The 16630-nt window shown below is 65.4% G+C and carries 18 protein-coding genes, 1 tRNA gene and 1 pseudogene; 16 read left to right on the forward strand and 4 right to left on the reverse strand.

Annotated elements, in window-relative coordinates; all coding sequences use genetic code 11:
- Positions 1-24: 24 nt before the first annotated feature.
- From QYM46_RS08615 to QYM46_RS08635, 5 genes are read left to right on the forward strand one after another with little or no spacing between them, the layout of a single operon-like run.
- Positions 25-186 (forward strand): hypothetical protein, encoded by a 162-nt coding sequence (locus QYM46_RS08615; protein ID WP_155807341.1) that lies wholly within the window; start codon positions 25-27, stop codon positions 184-186.
- 31 nt (positions 187-217) lie between these two features.
- Positions 218-793 carry a nicotinate-nucleotide adenylyltransferase gene (nadD, locus tag QYM46_RS08620; RefSeq protein ID WP_432791572.1) on the forward strand — a complete coding sequence of 192 codons (576 nt, stop codon included), beginning with the start codon at positions 218-220 and terminating at the stop codon, positions 791-793.
- Positions 786-2273 carry a hypothetical protein gene (locus tag QYM46_RS08625; RefSeq protein ID WP_432791573.1) on the forward strand — a complete coding sequence of 496 codons (1488 nt, stop codon included), beginning with the start codon at positions 786-788 and terminating at the stop codon, positions 2271-2273. Before nadD ends, QYM46_RS08625 begins: the two co-directional genes overlap by 8 nt.
- A gap of 53 nt (positions 2274-2326) precedes the next feature.
- Positions 2327-2704, forward strand: coding sequence for a ribosome silencing factor (gene rsfS, locus QYM46_RS08630; RefSeq protein ID WP_432791574.1), 378 nt, complete (start codon positions 2327-2329; stop codon positions 2702-2704).
- Positions 2701-3297 (forward strand): histidine phosphatase family protein, encoded by a 597-nt coding sequence (locus QYM46_RS08635; RefSeq protein ID WP_432791575.1) that lies wholly within the window; start codon positions 2701-2703, stop codon positions 3295-3297. Before rsfS ends, QYM46_RS08635 begins: the two co-directional genes overlap by 4 nt.
- A 25-nt stretch (positions 3298-3322) precedes the next feature.
- Here the strand turns inward: QYM46_RS08635 and QYM46_RS08640 are convergent, their stop codons facing one another.
- Positions 3323-4462, reverse strand: a complete 1140-nt coding sequence (locus QYM46_RS08640; RefSeq protein WP_432791576.1) for a glycosyltransferase family 4 protein — start codon at positions 4460-4462, stop codon at positions 3323-3325.
- A gap of 122 nt (positions 4463-4584) precedes the next feature.
- On the opposite strand from QYM46_RS08640, the gene QYM46_RS08645 reads away from it, so the two are divergent.
- From QYM46_RS08645 to QYM46_RS08670, 6 genes are read left to right on the forward strand one after another with little or no spacing between them, the layout of a single operon-like run.
- Entirely contained in the window at positions 4585-7623 is a 3039-nt protein-coding gene (locus QYM46_RS08645) for a DUF4040 family protein (protein WP_432791577.1), read from the forward strand.
- On the forward strand, positions 7620-7952 hold the full coding sequence (locus QYM46_RS08650) for a sodium:proton antiporter (protein WP_432791578.1): 333 nt from the start codon (positions 7620-7622) through the stop codon (positions 7950-7952). The genes QYM46_RS08645 and QYM46_RS08650 overlap by 4 nt, the downstream gene beginning before the upstream one ends.
- Positions 7949-9466 carry a monovalent cation/H+ antiporter subunit D family protein gene (locus QYM46_RS08655; protein WP_432791579.1) on the forward strand — a complete coding sequence of 506 codons (1518 nt, stop codon included), beginning with the start codon at positions 7949-7951 and terminating at the stop codon, positions 9464-9466. The genes QYM46_RS08650 and QYM46_RS08655 overlap by 4 nt, the downstream gene beginning before the upstream one ends.
- Positions 9466-9840, forward strand: a complete 375-nt coding sequence (locus tag QYM46_RS08660; RefSeq protein WP_432791580.1) for a Na+/H+ antiporter subunit E — start codon at positions 9466-9468, stop codon at positions 9838-9840. Before QYM46_RS08655 ends, QYM46_RS08660 begins: the two co-directional genes overlap by 1 nt.
- The gene (locus QYM46_RS08665) at positions 9837-10097 is read left to right on the forward strand and encodes a monovalent cation/H+ antiporter complex subunit F (RefSeq protein ID WP_025776775.1); all 261 of its coding nucleotides are present in this window, start codon (positions 9837-9839) and stop codon (positions 10095-10097) included. Before QYM46_RS08660 ends, QYM46_RS08665 begins: the two co-directional genes overlap by 4 nt.
- Positions 10097-10486, forward strand: a complete 390-nt coding sequence (locus tag QYM46_RS08670; RefSeq protein ID WP_432791581.1) for a cation:proton antiporter — start codon at positions 10097-10099, stop codon at positions 10484-10486. The genes QYM46_RS08665 and QYM46_RS08670 overlap by 1 nt, the downstream gene beginning before the upstream one ends.
- 37 nt (positions 10487-10523) lie before the next feature.
- Here QYM46_RS08670 and QYM46_RS08675 read toward each other — a convergent pair whose 3' ends face one another.
- Positions 10524-11246, reverse strand: a complete 723-nt coding sequence (locus tag QYM46_RS08675) for an alpha-ketoglutarate-dependent dioxygenase AlkB family protein (protein ID WP_432791582.1) — start codon at positions 11244-11246, stop codon at positions 10524-10526.
- A gap of 83 nt (positions 11247-11329) precedes the next feature.
- Positions 11330-12433 (reverse strand): NAD(P)/FAD-dependent oxidoreductase, encoded by a 1104-nt coding sequence (locus tag QYM46_RS08680; RefSeq protein WP_432791583.1) that lies wholly within the window; start codon positions 12431-12433, stop codon positions 11330-11332.
- A 161-nt stretch (positions 12434-12594) separates the two neighbouring features.
- On the opposite strand from QYM46_RS08680, the gene QYM46_RS08685 reads away from it, so the two are divergent.
- From QYM46_RS08685 to QYM46_RS08705, 5 genes and pseudogenes are all read left to right on the forward strand, one after another.
- Positions 12595-12667: transfer RNA gene (locus tag QYM46_RS08685), tRNA-Ala, on the forward strand.
- Positions 12668-12783: 116 nt separating this feature from the next.
- Complete coding sequence (locus tag QYM46_RS08690) at positions 12784-13140, forward strand: DoxX family protein (RefSeq protein ID WP_432791584.1); 357 nt, start codon at positions 12784-12786, stop codon at positions 13138-13140.
- Between the two features lie 153 nt (positions 13141-13293).
- A pseudogene (locus QYM46_RS08695) lies at positions 13294-13740 on the forward strand (family 1 glycosylhydrolase); the annotation flags it as partial.
- A 55-nt stretch (positions 13741-13795) separates the two neighbouring features.
- The gene (locus QYM46_RS08700; RefSeq protein WP_432791585.1) at positions 13796-14605 is read left to right on the forward strand and encodes a glycoside hydrolase family 1 protein; all 810 of its coding nucleotides are present in this window, start codon (positions 13796-13798) and stop codon (positions 14603-14605) included.
- Positions 14602-15891: an MFS transporter gene (locus tag QYM46_RS08705; RefSeq protein WP_432791586.1), complete on the forward strand. Its 1290-nt coding sequence runs from the start codon at positions 14602-14604 to the stop codon at positions 15889-15891. Before QYM46_RS08700 ends, QYM46_RS08705 begins: the two co-directional genes overlap by 4 nt.
- Before the next feature lie 33 nt (positions 15892-15924).
- Here QYM46_RS08705 and QYM46_RS08710 read toward each other — a convergent pair whose 3' ends face one another.
- Positions 15925-16467, reverse strand: coding sequence for a YdeI/OmpD-associated family protein (locus QYM46_RS08710; RefSeq protein ID WP_432791587.1), 543 nt, complete (start codon positions 16465-16467; stop codon positions 15925-15927).
- Positions 16468-16630 lie beyond the last annotated feature (163 nt).

The following is a 16630-nucleotide window of genomic DNA, read 5'->3' on the forward strand; positions in this document are numbered from 1 at the left end:
GGACACTGAGTAAGGAGAATAGACGTGAACGCAGCCATTATGGCCGCCGCAGCCGAGGGCGGGGAGCACGCCGCCCACGTCGAGCTGCCGATGGATCCGATCTGGTACGGACTCATCACCCTGGCGATCTTCATCACGATGGGCCTTGTGTCTCGGTCGTGGAAGGGCATCTCGCACCGCCACTGATATGGCAGAGCACAGACGCAGAGTCGGTGTCATGGGCGGCACCTTCGACCCCGTCCACAACGGCCACCTCGTCGCGGCCAGTGAGGTTCAGGCGACCTTCGACCTCGACGAGGTGGTTTTCGTCCCCACAGGACGGCCGTATCAGAAGGACGTCGAAGAGGTCAGCAGCGCCGAGCACCGGTACCTGATGACAGTGATCGCGACGGCATCGAATCCCCGGTTCACCGTCTCACGAGCCGATGTCGACCGACCGGGCCCGACGTACACGATCGATACGCTGCGGGACCTCGCTCGCAGCTATGGTGCCGATACCGAGTTGTTCTTCATCACCGGCGCGGACGCTTTGGCTCAGATTCTGACGTGGAAGAATGTGGATGAGCTGTTTTCCCTGGCCCACTTCGTCGGGGTCAGTCGACCCGGGCACGAACTCCATGGTGAAGGACTGCCGGTCGATCGGCTGAGTCTCGTGCAGATCCCTGCACTGGCGATATCGTCCACGGATTGCAGACAACGGGTGATGGATGGTGCACCCGTCTGGTACCTCGTGCCGGACGGCGTAGTGCAGTACATCGCGAAATACGAGTTGTACAGGAGTGAGAATGGCTGAGGAGCAGTTCACGTCACGTCGAGCACGGCGAGAAGCCGAGCGGCTGGCGGCGGAACAGGCGTTCGAAGCACGAGAGGTTCCTGAGCCGCCGAAGGAGGCTCCGAACTCTCGCGCGGGTCTCCTCAGTCCGCTGCCCCCGAAGAAGCCCGATGCGAAACCCGCTGCCGAGACCAGCGATGACACCGCCTCGCGTATCGACCCCGATCCTTCGCCGCGGACCAGCCACGAACGCGGTGCCCTGGCATCTGACCACCCGCAGGAGTCGCGGCCCCCGGTCCATGCCGAGGACCGTCTCGACCCGACTCGGACTCCGCTGCCGCACTTCCAGACCCGAGCCGAGAAGAAGCGGTACCTGCGCGAGCACGGACTCTCGCTGAACGGCGATCTGTCCACCGGCGCGATGCCGGTTGTGGCCGATGAGCAGGAACTGGCCGAACGCCAGGCCGCTGCCGAGGGTCGCTTGACCGGTCCGATCCCGGAGGTCCCGGACTCGGAGGCCACACAGTCGGAAGCCACCGGCTCGGACGCCGTCGAGTCAGACGCAGCCGACACGGACGCCGCAGCCGACGCTGCAGATGCCTCGTCCGTGTCGAGCCCGGATGCGAATGCCGCGGGCACCGAGCACGAATCCTATGACACCGCCGGTTTCGGGGGAGACACCGAAGAGGTCGCCGCCCGTGATTTCGAGGCCCCTGTCACTGCTGACTCGGCACCGCGGCCGACGACCGTGGACAGCGAGCCCTACGACGCGCTGTCGATGCCGTACTCGGCCCTCGACGCAGATGCTCCGGCGCTCGGAGACGAGTCCGAGACTGAGAAGTTCGCTGATGCCGCGGACCAGACCGATTCGGCGGATCAGAGCGGCTCGGCCGACAAGGCAGACTCGGAAGCTGCCGCTGGTGCCGTTCCCGCAGGCGAACCTGCTCCCGCGGACGAACCTGCTCCAGCGGACGAGCCAGCTGCGACGCCCGAGGCAGATGCCGCAAGCGAGCCAGAGCCCGCGTCCCGTTCGCGGCGGATGCCGATCGTGCAGCCTCCCTCGACGTCCGGAGTGCGCGTCGTCACCACCGCGTCGGCTCAGATCCCCGAAGTCGAGGATGCGCGCGGGAGCGAAACTCAGCGACAGCAGACCCCGGACTCTGTCCGCGGCGAAGAGTCGCAGACCGGCACGGCGTCCGACGGTGCAGATCAGTCGCCGGGTGACGCCGGCTCCGATGACGCGGCACGCGCATTGGCCGCCAACCCGGAGACCCGCCCGATGGACGCAGTGCCCGAAGCCTGGTCGCTGCCGAATGCCGACTACGAAGACGAAGAGACCGAGAATCCTCCCGGATCACGCATCCGTGCCAGCTCGGTCACCGGTCAGGACGGACAGATCCTCATGGGCGAAGAGCCCTCGAAGATGCCCTATATCGTCCTCGGCGTCGCCGCGTTCTTCGCCTTGGCCCTCATCGTCATCGCCCTCGTCATGTTCCTCTGAGCAGCACACGGGGACACACCATCTGAACAACCGCATCCATGCGAAAGGATCTTGTGAGCGAGATCGCCGAATCCACCCAGCTGCTTCGAACCGCCGCCAAAGCCGCGGACGAGAAGCTCGGAACCGACATCATCGGCCTCGATGTGAGCTCCACGCTCTACATCACCGACGCGTTCCTCATCGTCTCCGCCGACAACGAACGCCAGATCGGTGCGATCATCGACGCGATCGAACAAGAGCTGCAGCTCGTCCACGACCGCACCCCGCTGCGCCGCGAAGGTCGGGGAGGGGACTGGGTGCTGCTCGACTTCGGAGAGATCGTCGTCCATGTCTTCTCCGCCGAACAGCGCGAATACTATGCGCTCGAGCGGCTGTGGAAAGACGTTCCGGTCATCGACCTGCAGCTGCCCGAACCCGGCTCGAACGAATGACGAAGACGGTTCTGTTCTGGCGTCACGGACAGACGGACTTCAACGTCGCCGGTCGCTTCCAGGGACAGTCCGACGTCCCCCTCAACGACACTGGCCGAGCTCAAGCCGAACAGACCGCCCGGCGCCTCGCCGAACTCGATCCGGAACTCATCGTCTCCTCCGACCTCTCCCGTGCAGCGGTGACCTCCGACAGCCTGGCGACGCTCGTCGGTCGTGAATCCCTGCGCGACGATCGCCTGCGCGAGACCGCTTTCGGTGAGTGGGAAGGACGCACCCGCGCCGAGGTGGCCGAAACCTGGCCGGACGAACTCGCCGAATGGGCCTCCGGCGCCGATGTCAGTCCGCCCGGCGGAGAGTCCCGTTCCCAGTCCGGCCACCGCGTCGCAGATGCCATCTCCGAGATCGTGGGGTCGACCGACGCCGAGACGATCGCCATCGTCGCCCACGGTGCGGTCCTGCGGGCAGCCGCCGAAATCCTGCTGGAGATGAACGGGACCGGCCGGCTCGGCGTCCTCGGCAACTGCGGTCACGGAGTATTCGGATTCACCGGCGACAATTGGGTGCTGCGCAGCTGGGGCGCGTCCTCCCGCTGAGACGGCGGCCCGCGACCCTGCCGACTCAGTTCTCCGTCGTCCGGGTCGCTGCGACGGACCTGATGAGCTCGACCAGCAAGTCCGCCGATCTCGCCCAATCGAAGGTCTGTGACTGCACCTGTCCGGCCGCGGACTTCCCCGCCCAGCTTTCGGCGTGAGTGAGCCGGGTGATCGCCTCGGCGATCGACTGCGGGTCCTCGGGGTCGAAGTATTCGGCCGCTTCGGCGGCGATCTCCCGAAAGATCGGGATGTCCGAGACGGCCACGGGCACGCCTTGAGCCATCGCCTCGATCACGGGCAGCCCGAATCCCTCTTCGCGCGAGGCCGTGACCAGAGCCGTCGATTCGTCGAGCAGGCGCGCATACTCCTCTTCGCTGACTCCTCGGTGGAAGACGACCTTCGCTCGGTCGGGGATGAGGGCCCGCAGCTGAGCTTCCCGACGTCCATCGATGCGGCTGGCGATATGCAGAGTCCACCCCGGCAGGTGCTCGAGGGCGCGGATGAGGGTCTCGACGTTCTTGTACGGCAGGAATGCGCCCATGTACAGGAGCGTCTTCGCATCGTGCCGGTTCACGGTCCGCGTGGCGGTGGCGGCCACCTCGGCGGCATTGGACACCACCTGCACCGGCCTGCGGGTCAGGTGATGAGCGGCGATGAGGTCCTTCGTCGTCTCGGACACCGCCGCCACGGCGTCGGCTCGGTTGAGAAGCAGCCGTTGCGGGAAGAAACTCAGGTGATACGCCCGCCACAGCATCCGGAGCGGCAAGGGCAGATCGCCGGGCGGCTTGGGATGGGAGTAGTAGATGAGGTCGTGGATGGTCAGAATGAGCCCGTACCGGCGACCGAAGGAGCCCATCGTCTGCATTGTGGAGAACACGACATCGGCGCCCAGGGCATTGAGCCTCCCGGCGATGGCCACCTCGGTGGGGGAGGTGGGGTCTGACAACTCGACCCATGAGCATTCGGGCAGGAGCGCCAGCTGGGCCCGATCGCTGATGATCACAGTGACGTCGATCTCCGTGCCCTCGACGGCTTCGAGCAGGGCCGAGAGCAGACACGAACCGTACCGGGAGATCCCGTCGTGGTGATCGGTGCGGGTGAAGCGCGCGTCGAAGAAGACCGACAGCCTCGGAGAGGGCTGACGGCGCTCTGTGCTTTTGCTCATGGAACTCCGAGTCGATAGTCTGATTCTTCGAAAGTCTGTGTCTGTCAGAATGCGTGTTTTGCGACGAAGGATCAGTGAGTGAAGGAATCATCACCTGTGCCCGCGGCCGTTGAGGCCCGCTCATGATCCTAACGCTAATCGCTCTGGCCGGACTTGTCGTCCTCACCCCGGTCCTCACCCGTTTCGCCGGGAGGGAGAGCGGCTGGCCGCTCGCCGCCGCCTATCTGGGCGTGGCAGCTCTGTTCACCCCCACCGCCGCAGAGGTGATGGCCGGGAACAATCCCGAGACGTCCTACCCGTGGATTCCCAGTCTCGGCGTCGACCTGGCTCTGCGAGCCGACGGCATCGGTGTCGTATTCACCTACATCGCCCTGATCATCGGGGCAGTCGTGTTCATCTATTCGACCCGCTACCTCAGCCCGGGGCGGAACACGAGCTTCTACTGGCTGATGGTGATCTTCACGTTCTCCATGGTCGCGCTCGTGCTCACCAACGATGTGCTCGTGCTGTTCGTGTGCTGGGAGCTGACGTCCCTGGCGTCCTTCTTCCTCATCGCCAGGTCCGGATCTCCCGGACAGGCACCGGCCCTGCGGACGATGTTGTTCACCTTCATCGGAGGCCTCAGCCTGCTGGTGGCCACCGGTGTGATCATCGCGGTGACCGGGACGACGAACCTCGCCGAGGCGATCAGCTCCCCGGTGTGGGCCGGCCAGCCCGAGGTCACGACGCTTGTGGCTCTGCTCGTCGGCGTCGCGGCCATGACGAAGTCCGCGCAGTTCCCCTTCCACCCGTGGCTGCCCGATGCGATGGCAGCCGCCACCCCGGTCTCGGCCTATCTGCATGCCGCAGCCGTCGTCAAAGCCGGCATCTTCCTCATGCTGCGGTTCTCACCGACCTTCCACGCCACGCCGGCCTGGAACGTTCTGCTCGTGACGGCGGGACTTCTCACTGCATGTCTGGGCGGCTGGTTCGCACTCAACCAACATGACGTGAAGAAGCTCATGGCCTATTCGACGGTGTCACAGCTGGGTCTCATCACTGCCGTCATCGGTGTCGGCACCGAGGCCGCCATCGCTGCCGCCACCCTCCACGTCATCGCTCACGCACTGTTCAAGTCCGGTCTGTTCATGATGGTCGGAGTCGTCGACCACCTCGCCGGCACCCGCGACCTCGCACGGATCCCGAAACTCATGCGGTCCGCTCCGGGGGCGTTCACGGTGATGATCATCGGCTGTGCGTCCATGGCCGGGATTCCGCCGCTGTTGGGATTCGTGTCGAAGGAAGCCCTGTTCACGGCGCTGGGAGAGACTCCGGGCGGTCCCTGGGCCGGGTGGGTGGCTCTGCTCGTCGCGGTCGGAGCCTCCGTGCTCACCTTCGCCTACTGTGCGAAGACCGTCTGGGGCAGCTTCATCGACGGGCGCGAACCCGAGTCGGGTGACATCCACCGCGGTTCTCCCGTCATGCTCATCGCGGCGGCGCTGCCGGTCCTGGCCTCGATTCCGCTGAGCTTCGTCCTCTTCCTCCTCGACACTCCGCTCGACCAGGTGGTGCGGGCGGCGGTGCCGAAGGCCACCGAACACGTACATCTGGCGCTGTGGCACGGAGTCAACATCGAACTGCTCGCCTCGGGACTCATCATCGCCATCGGGGTGGTCCTCATCCTCCGTCGGTCACGCGTCTTCGTCTTCTTCCACAAGGCCACGCTGCCGTTCGACGGATCCGATGTCATCGACTCGCTGACGACGGGTCTCGAACGTCTGGGACACGGTCTCTCCGCCTTCGTCCGCCCGATGAACTCCGGACCCTATCTGGCGATGTCGTTGGGCGGTCTGAGCGTGCTCGCCTTCGGCTCGATTCCCGTCGTCTTCGCCGACTTGCCGCCGCTGCAGCAGAATCTCAGCCGTCCGGTGGACGTCATCCTGCTCATCCTCATCGCCGTGGCAGTCCTCGTCCTGTGCACCTCGCATTCGCGTCTGACCACCGTTGTGGCGCTGTCTGCCATCGGCATCCTCGCCACCGTGCAGATCCTGGCTCTCGGCGCCCCCGACGTCACCCTGACCCAGCTGCTCGTCGAAGCGATGACGATCATCGTCATCATGCTCGTGCTCCAGAAACTTCCCCGTTCGTTCTGGAAGTACCCGAAGCGCAAACAGACTCCGCGCCTTCTCTTGGCGGTCATCGTCGGTGCCAGCGCGGCCGGACTCACCCTGGTGCTCAACGGCCGCCGAGAACGTTCCGACCTCGGTCTGTACTATCTCGACAAGGCTCCGGAGATCAGCGGCGGAAACAACATCGTCAACACGATCCTCGTCGAATTCCGCGCCCTCGATACCCTCGGTGAGCTGACCGTCCTCGGCATGGCCGGAATCGCGATCGTCGCTGTGATGTCGACGGTCAAAGACAAGTTCATCGACCCGCCGGCCGAGAACATCCCGGAACCGCCGCGGCCTCCGTGGGTGTCCATCCGCCCCAAGGGCACCACTGCGTACCGCGGCGTCCACGAGGCGTGGCCGAACGTGATTCCGCTGCAGCTGACGCTGAAGGTCCTCGGCCCGCTGCTGGCGCTGAGTTCACTGCTGATCTTCTGGCGTGGCCACAATTCCCCGGGCGGCGGATTCATCGCCGCGCTCGTCGGTTCCGCCGTCATCGGACTGGCCTACCTGTCCACGCCGAAGGACCGGGCGATCGGTCCGCCGCGGGCGCCCCTGTACCTCATCGGCTCCGGCGTCGCCACGGCGGTGGTCACAGGCATCATCGGTCTCCTGTTCGCCGGTTCGTTCCTCCACCCGATGCACGCCGAGTTCGCCGGTCAGCATTGGACGACGTCCATGCTCTTCGACGTCGGCGTCTACCTGGCGGTGCTCGGACTCATGCTGCTCTCGTTCAACCTCCTCGGCGTCTCGGACTCCGCGGCGACTCCGGCCGGTGACGACGTGCTCACCAACGGCATCATCCGACGCGACGTCGAACGCACCCGCGAACGTGCCGATGAGCTGCTCTACGGTGAGCTGAGCGGTCCGATGGAGGCAATCCGCGGGGAACGCCCCGAACGCAGCCGCCGCCGCGGTGCGGAGGATTCCGAGGAAGCGAAGGTGCGGGCGAACTCTACGCATATCCTCCACGGGGACTCACCGGCCGGCGGAGATGGGGAGGAAGCATGATCCTGGCACTGACGATCGGCGTCCTCACTGCCGGAGGCGTCTACCTCATGATGCAGCGCTCCATGGTTCGGGGAGTCTTCGGACTCACCCTCATCTCCCACGCAGCGAACTTCATCCTGCTCTCGGCCGGGGTCGGCGCCTGGAGAGGCGAACCTCTGGCCGGGCGCGGTTCCCTTGCCGAAGCGGCCGACCCGCTGCCTCAGGCATTCGTCCTCACCGCCATCGTCATCACTTTGGCGGTGACGATCTTCATGCTCGCTCTGGCCGTGCTCGGCCATGACGACGACCAGAAACGCAACCCCGAGACGGGGGAGGAGCGCGACTCATGAATTCAGCCCTGCTCCTCCTGCTCATCGGCCTCCCGCTCCTGGCCTCCGCGTTGAGCGTGCTCATCACCTCACGCACCTTCGACCGACTGCTCCTGCTCGCTGTTCCCGTGTTCGTCGGCGGCAGCGGGATCGGGCTCCTCGGCCTGCACGGCTCGACCCCGGTGATCGCCCATTCTGTCGGCGACTATGTGCCCGGTCTGGCGATCGTGTTCGTCTCGGACACGTTCACTGCGCTCATGCTCGTGCTCACCTCACTCGTCGCGTTCGTCAGCAGCCTGTTCCTCATCTCCACCGGAGAGGATCAGTACCGGTTCGTTCCGGCGCTCATCATGATGATGCTCACCGGAGTCTATGGTGCGCTGCTGACCGGTGATCTGTTCAACCTCTTCGTCTTCGTCGAAGTGATGATGCTGCCCGCCTACGCGCTCATCGCCGTCACCGGCACCTGGCGCAGGCTCGGGATCGGACGACTCTATGTGATGGTCAACCTGCTGACCTCGACGATGCTGCTCATCGGCGTCGGATTCGTCTATGGTGCCACCGGCACGGTCAACCTTGCGGTTCTGGCAGGTCAGGGGCATCCGACCGGCCAGGCAGGGATCGCACTGGGCGTGGTGCTGCTGTCGCTGTTCATCAAGGCCGGCGGCGCGCCCTTCCACGGCTGGCTCGTCCGCAGCTATCCGAACACCTCGGCGGGCATGATGTCGCTGTTCTCCGGGCTGCATTCGAAGGTCGGGCTCTACGCGATCTACCGCATCTACACCACTGTCTACGGTGAACCCGCCCCGTGGGCGACGGTCCTGCTCATCGTCGCGGTGGCGAGCATCCTCATCGGTGCGGTCTCCGGCTTCGGGCAGGTGCGGGTGCGCAATGTGCTCGGATTCCAGATGACTGCCGGCGTCGGCCACATCCTCGTCGGCGTCACCCTGCTGACCTCGGCGGCACTCGGCGCCGGTGCCTTCTACATGATGCACCATATGATCACGATGTCCGGTCTGCTGCTCATCATGGGCGCGGTCGAACAGACCTACGGCACCGGATCCTTCCGCAAGCTGTCCGGGCTCGCCTCCCGCGAGCGGTGGGCGACCATCCTGATGATCCTCGGACTCTTCTCCCTGGTCGGTCTTCCGCCGACCTCGGGGCTGTGGGGCAAGGTCGGACTCATCCGGGCCTCCACGGACGCCGGCGGCGGCGTCGGATGGGTCCTTGTCGCTGCGATCACCGTGGGCGCAGTGATCAGCCTGCTGGCGCTTCAGCGCACCTGGCGCAACACCTTCTGGGGACCGCCGATGCAGACCTACCGTCCGGACTCGGCAGAGACCGGGCGTGCCCCAGCCGAACCGATCATGCGCAGCGTGCGCATTCCCGCCCGTCTGCTGGTGCCGGCGACGATCATGATCGGACTCTCCGTTGCGCTCTTCTGCTTCCCGGAGCCTCTGCTCGACCTCACGCTCCGGGGAGCCGAGGGTCTGCTCGACCACAGCGACTATATTGAGGCGGTGATGGCACCGTGATGCGTCTTATCCACGGCATCTCCTACGTCGGCTTCATCGTCCGGGCGATCCTCACGGGGTCGGCGACCGTCGTCGCCCGACTCTTCCGCAGCGACTATGCCCAGCCGATGATCGTCGAGCTGCCGATGCGCTGCGCCACCGACCTCGAAGTCACTCTGTTCGCGTCGTCGATCACCATCACGCCCGGCACGCTGGTCACAGCGATCGCGGCCGGCACGTCGACGACCCCGCCGGTGATCTTCGTCCACGCCCTGTTCGAGGAGTCGGAGGAATCCGCCCTCGACGGGCTCATCGACATGGAGTCGCGGCTGCTGTCCATGACCCGTGGACGTGCGCCGGGTCCACACACCGATCTGCAGGGAGGGCATCCATGATCGTCATCGCCGGCATCTGCTCGGTCATCCTCGCCGTCGCTATCATCATCGGCCTCATCCGCGTGCTCACGGCCCGCGATCAGGGCTCACGTGCAGTGGTTTCGGACCTCATCTACTTCTCGGCCATCGCGATCGTCACGATGCTCGGCATCATGGTGGCCTCGTCGATCGTCCTCGACGTGGTCTTCCTGTCCTCCATGGTGGGGATCCTCGCCACGATCGCTCTGTCGCGCATCCTCACGAGGGGGCACCGCTGATGAATGAAGCACTGGCCACGACCCTCGTCGGGATCTTCGGCATCACCGGATCCCTGCTGCTGCTCGGCTCCGCGCTGGCGATGTTCCGTGTTCGCGACGCCCTGTCGCGGATCAACGTGTTCTCTCCGGCGACGGGCCTGGGCATGCCCTTCATCGTCATCGCGGCCTTCATCTTCGACCTCTATTCGTCCGGGTTCTCCTGGTTCTCGCTGATCATGGCCGTCATCGCAGTGTTGTGCCTGATCATCGTGTCCTCGGTCGCGAGCAACACCCTGGCCAGATCGACGGTGCTGTCGGGACAACCGGTGTTCCGCAAGACCTCACCCAATCGGCTGGCAGCGCCGCCGGAGGGCGTCGTCGACGTCGACCCCGACGTCAAGGACTCCTGAGCCGTCGCCCCGCACCGGGACCGCAGGTGACTCGAACTCAGTTCCGTCCGGTCGTGCGCATCGTGATGTTGATCCTGCCCCCGCCGAGGTGGTCCAGCCGTCCCGCGGCCGGTGCAGTTCCCGGTTGGATCGATCTGACCCCGTGATAGGCGAAGCGGGCAGGTCCGCCGAATACGAAGGCATCGCCCGAAGCCAGTCGCAGATCGTCGAAGGGACGGTTGCGATTGTCGGTATTGCCGAATCGGAAGAGGCATGTATCGCCCAGTGACAGTGAGACGACAGGAGCGGGGTCGAATTCGTCCTTGTCCTGGTGCATACCCATCTTCGCGTGGTCGTCGTAGTAGTTCACCAGTGCCACATCCGGATGGTAGTCGGCAGAGTCGAAACCCCACGCGGCGGCGGTCCCCGCAGCGAGATCCCCGGTGTCCTCGACGGCCGTGACCGCCGCCTGCAGAACCTGACGGCCCAGGCGGGTCATCCAATCGGGGAAGGGCAGCACCAGTTTGTCGTTGACGTCGACGGCACGGCGGTCGTACCGCCCGGGGCGCCAATGCCAGCCCAGACCGATCGTCGTCACACTCATCGGATGGCCGGCGATCGTCGTGGCATGGGCAGGCACCGGACCGGACTGCCATTCGGCGTAGCGGGCGATGATCCACTGCTGTGCTTCGGCGGTGAGGAAGCCCGGCACCCAGACCGCGCCAGGTGCGACGATTCTCGGGCGGCGGTCGAAAGCCTCATCGGCGAAGAGCGAATCCATATCTACCAGGATGCCAGAGCGAGCTCCGGACTGATCACGAGAGCCGAGGAGACACGATCGGCGAGTCCGCGAGTCCTTCGGCCTCAGAGCTCGTCGACGGGCACCTGTTCGTCGGCCAGCCGATCGGCGGTGACTTCATTGCCGATGAGGGCGCGGAGCTCGTCGCCGTAGTCCCAGACATTGACGTTCATGGCCGCGGTGACCGTGCCGTCGCGATGCCAGAACACGATGAATTCGCCGCTGGACTTGTCGCCGCGGATGACGACGTCGTCCGCGGGGTCTCCGCGTCCGACGTATTCCATTCCGAGGTCGAACTGGTCGGTGTAGAAGTACGGCTGCCAGTCGTAGGACTTGGTCCCGCCGCTGATCGTCGAGGCCGCTACCTCGGCCTGGCGCACCGCGTTGTCCCAGTGTTCGACGCGCAGACGTTCACCGCGCAGAACGTTCTGCGCATCTGCGATATCGCCGATGGCGAGGATACTGCCATCGGAGGTGCGCATCTGTTCGTCGACGATCACGCCGTTGTCGGTCGTCAATCCCGCCGAGGAGGCGAGATCGGTGGCAGGATCGGCGCCGATTCCGATGACGACGAGATCGGCGGCAACACTCCCGGCGGTCGTCTCGACGCCCTCGACCGCGGAGTCACCGGTGAACGCGGTCGTCTCCGCGTTCTTGACGAAATTCACTCCGTTCTTTCGGTGCAGGTCCTCGAAGTGCTCGCCGAGGACCGGGCCGAGGACGGACGAGAGTGGGGGAGCGTCGGTATGGAGGATCACCGTGACATCGCAGCCGTGGGACTTCGCCGCCGCCGCGACCTCGAGGCCGATCCAACCGCCGCCGATGACAGCGACCTTCTTGCCGTCGCCGAACTGGGAACGGATGGCCACGGCATCTCCGGCATCGAGGGTGACCGACTGAGCGTCTGTGTCGATGGAGGCCACCGAGGCGCCGAAGAACGTCGAGACATCGTGAGCGGAGTACCAGTCTTCGCCGCGGAGTGCCGAATCGGCAGGATCCGACCCTTCGATCATCACCTTCTTCGACAGGTCCGGCCGATAGTACGGCGCCGCAGGATCGGCGCCGACGAGCGCGATCTGCGCCGTGTAGCCGGCGTCGCGCAGGGATTCGACCACGGTGCCTCCTGCGAGGCCTGCGCCGATGACGACTGTTCCGAATTCGTCTGCCATTGTCGGTCCTTTCGTAGAGGGGACTCTCTGTCGACTGTACTCGCAGTGTTCACCAGGCTCCACCGGATCCGCCCCAGGTGACAGCTGTGCCGATCGAGAGATGACCGTGGCCGCGCGTTTTTGGTCTGCAGCCGGGTGCAGGCGTAAGCTGACAGTGGTCAGGGGCTATAGCTCAGTTGGTAGAGCGTCTCGTTCGCAATGAGAAGGTCAGGGGTTCGATTCCCCTTAGCTCCACACATCGCTCGGTCGCCTCGTCGGACGCCGATTCCGGCGTTGAGGTCTCATGCCATCGGGACCAGGCTCTGCGGCACGAGACGTGTCGAAGTGAGCAGAGTGAGGACGGACGTGGAATGAAGACGAAGACGGCGATCATGACCGGCATCCTCGGCCTTGCCGGAGTTGCCCACTTCTCCCGACCCCACCTCTTCGACTCCATCGTCCCGCCTCGGTTGGGCAATCCACGATTCTGGACCTACGCCAGCGGCATCGCTGAGCTCGGCTGTGCAGGACTGTTGGCCAACCCGGCCACCCGGCGCCTCGGCGGTGCCGCATCTGCTGCGCTCATGGTCGGCGTCTTCCCCGCCAATATCTACACAGTGGTCAGACACTGGGACAACCCGAAGGGCCGAGCAATCGCCTGTGCGAGGCTGCCGCTGCAGATCCCGCTCGTGTGGGCATCGGCCTCGATTGCCGCTGACACCGACTGAGCCCCCTCCAGCCGCTCCCTGCATGCCGGATCACGTCGCAGAGCGAAGCCGGGTCTGCCAGGCTCCGGGTCATCTGTTGCGGGCCCTCACCAACCGTGACATATTCGGTTCATGGTGGAGAGATTCCCGATCGATATCGGTGCTTTGGCCGGAATGCACTTCTCCGCGGCCACGGCCGCTTTTCAGATCGAAGGCGCACGCACTGCAGACGGTCGCGGTCGCAGCATCTGGGACGACTTCGTCGATGCACCCGGCAATGTCATCGACGGCAGCACCGCCGAGCCCGGCCCCGACAGCTACCACCGCGTCGACGAGGACATCGCTCTGCTGGCCGGCCTCGGCGCCGACCGGTACCGCTTCTCCATCTCATGGACCCGAGTCATCCCGAACGCCGGTACGGATGCCTCGGTGAACCCGGCCGGACTCGACTACTACGACCGGCTCGTCGACGGACTGCTCGCCGCCGGGATCACCCCGGACCCGACGCTCTATCACTGGGACCTGCCGGTCGCACTTGAGACGGACGGCGGGTGGCTCAACCGCGACACCGCCTTACGTTTCGGCGACTATGCGGAGGTGATGGCCGGTCGCCTCGGTGATCGAGTCCGCCACTGGTACACGATCAACGAACCCGCATCGACATCGCTGCAGGGCTATGCGCTGGGGGAGCTGGCACCCCGGGCGCAATCTGCTCTTCGATTCCCTGCCCACCGTCCACCACCAACTGCTGGCACACGGGATCGCCGCGCCCATCCTGCGTGGACACGGCGCAGTCCAGGCCGCACCGACGCTCAATCACAGTCTCGTTCTTCCTGCTTCCCGAGCAGCCGACGACCTGGCCGCGGCCGGCCTGCTCGACGGAATCCTCAACCGGCTCTTCGCCGACCCGCTGCTCCTGGGAACCTATCCCGACCTCAGTGCCTTCGGCGTCGAGCTGCCCGTGGCGGACGGCGATATGGAACTCATCTCCGCACCGAATGAGGTCTACGGTTTCAACTACTACAACCCGACCACCGTCCGTGCCTGTGCAGGACCGATTCCATTCGAGATGGTGCCGACCCCCGGAGCACCCGTGACCGGGTTCGGTCCCATGTGGCCGATCCTCCCGGATACGATGCGCGACTTCCTCATCGACATGGACCGGCGCTACGAATCCGCGCTCCCGCCGATCATCATCACCGAGAACGGGGCGTCATTTCCTGAACCGGGCACCACCGAAACCGAGATCAGCGATGCCGAGCGGATCGACTATCTGCGCGGCCACCTCGGCGCAGTGATCGACGCGAAGGCCGCGGGCGTGCGCATCGACGGGTACACCGTCTGGTCGCTGCTGGACAATTTCGAATGGGCCGACGGATGGAGCCAGCGTTTCGGTCTCGTCCACGTCGATATGCACACCGGAACGCGAACACCGAAAGCCTCCTACCGCTGGTACCGGGATCTCATCTCCGCGGCCCGGTCATGAACACCCTCAGCCCACCACCTCACCGAGGCGGCTCCGCCTCTCGCGCACGCGTCTCACCGTGGTGGATGGTGTGGTTCACCCTCGCCTGGCTGGCGATCTGGACGGTGCAGCTGACACCGATCCAACTCCTGCTGCCCCTGCAGCTCGACACTCAGAGCGGACACTGGATCGACGGGGTCATCTGGTCCGGGCTCGTGCTCTCAGCCGGGGGCCTGGCCGGAATCATCGCAGCGCCTGTGGCCGGACGGCTCTCCGACCGCACCCGATCCCGCTTCGGCAGGAGGCGCCCCTGGGCGATCGGAGGATCGCTGCTGGCCGCATTCGGCCTCGTGCTCACCGGCCTTGCCGAGGGACCGCTTCTGGTCGGCGCCGCCTGGGTGGTCACCTCGGTCGGTGTGTCCGTGACATCGTCGGCACTGACCGCGCTCATCGCCGATCAGCTCGATGATCAGCGCGGTGCGGCGTCGGCGGCGGCCAGCTCGGCTCAAGCGGTCGGAGTCGTCGTCGGCGTCGCCGCGATCGTGCTGCTGGGTCTGAGCGCCGGCGCATCGTACGCGGTGCTCGCCGGATTCATCCTCGTCATCGGCACGGTCACCGCGATGCTGCTGCCCGATCCGCCTCTGCCGCACACAGCCGTGCTCGAGTTCCACGCCCGTCGTGAACTCATCCGGCCTCGGGTGTCCTCGCTCGTCGACCCGAGCTTCACCCGGCTGCTCATCAGCCGATTCATCGTCAATGTCGGCAACGCCTTCGGCACGTCGCTGCTGCTGTTCTTCCTGCTCTACGGAATCATGATCCCGGCCGGCGACGCAGAGAACAGCCTGCTCATCCTCATCGTCATCTACACCGTGTTCGTGGTGGCCGCCTCGGTGCTCGTCGGCATGGTCACGGACAGACGAGGCAGCCGACGCGTCTGGACAGTCATCGCCGCACTCGTCCAAGCCTGTTCGGGAATCATCATCCTCATCAGTCCCGATCTCACCACGACAGCGGTGGCGGCCGGAGTCATGGGCGCCGGATACGGTGCCTATATGGCGGTCAGCCTCGCACTGGCCACGGACCTGCTGATCGACCCGGATGACCACGCTCGCGATCTCAGTCTCGTCAACAGCTCCGCGAATCTCGGACAGCTGATCGGCCCGCTCCTGGGGGCCGGACTCGTTGCTTTGGTCGGCGGATTCTGGCTGCTCTTCGCCGCGGCAGCAGTCGTCTCAGTATTCGGGGCAGTCCTCACGCTGACAGTGCATCCGTCACGTGCGGTGCTGCGAGCTCCGCAGTCGGACTGAGAGACTTCCGCCCCCTCCGTCGGATGTGTCTGGTCAGGACAGACCGAGAAGCTTTCCGCTCTTCGACAGCTCCGGATCCGTGCACGATGACAGGTCGAAGCAGCAGGGACGTCGTTTGCCTGATTCGAGTTTCGAGATCGCGACGTCGACTCGGCGTGCACGCGTATCGGCGCTCTTCGTCGACTTGATCCACCGCACCCATTCCCACCGGGCCATCGGCGTGAGGCCGGTCCAGACATCGTCGAGATCGCCGGCGGCATCGAGAGCCGTACGGAGATCCGCGGGCACCGTCACCTCCGGCCAGTTCTTCGTCGGGGTCACGCCGACCTCGACCTCGGCACCTTCCTTCGCCCCGAGCGCCTCCCACTGCTCCTCATCGAGACTGATCCAATGGCCGCGTCGACCGTCGGGTTCGATGACAGTGCTGAACTCGATGCCGTCGAGGGCGCCGTTGACGGCGACCTGTCCGCGGGAGGGCAGTCGATCGCTGGCATCCTGAGGCAGGCGCAGAATCGGGCGGTCGCCCAGCACCTCGGTGGTCGCAGTGAACGTGACGTCGGCAGTCGTGGTGGTCATGGTGACTCCTCATGGAACGGATGGTCGGGGCCGGACACTCGGCTTCGGTTGAAGCGATGACTTTCACAATAGCCGCCCGAGGCTGTGCTGACTTCTCGATTCCTGATGAGTTCGCCCGCCCTGGGAACGCGACGGACCGGCAGTTCTCAATCCTGCCGGTCCG

The sequence above is a fragment of the Brevibacterium sp. K11IcPPYGO002 genome (assembly GCF_050920635.1).
Classification (GTDB): domain Bacteria; phylum Actinomycetota; class Actinomycetes; order Actinomycetales; family Brevibacteriaceae; genus Brevibacterium.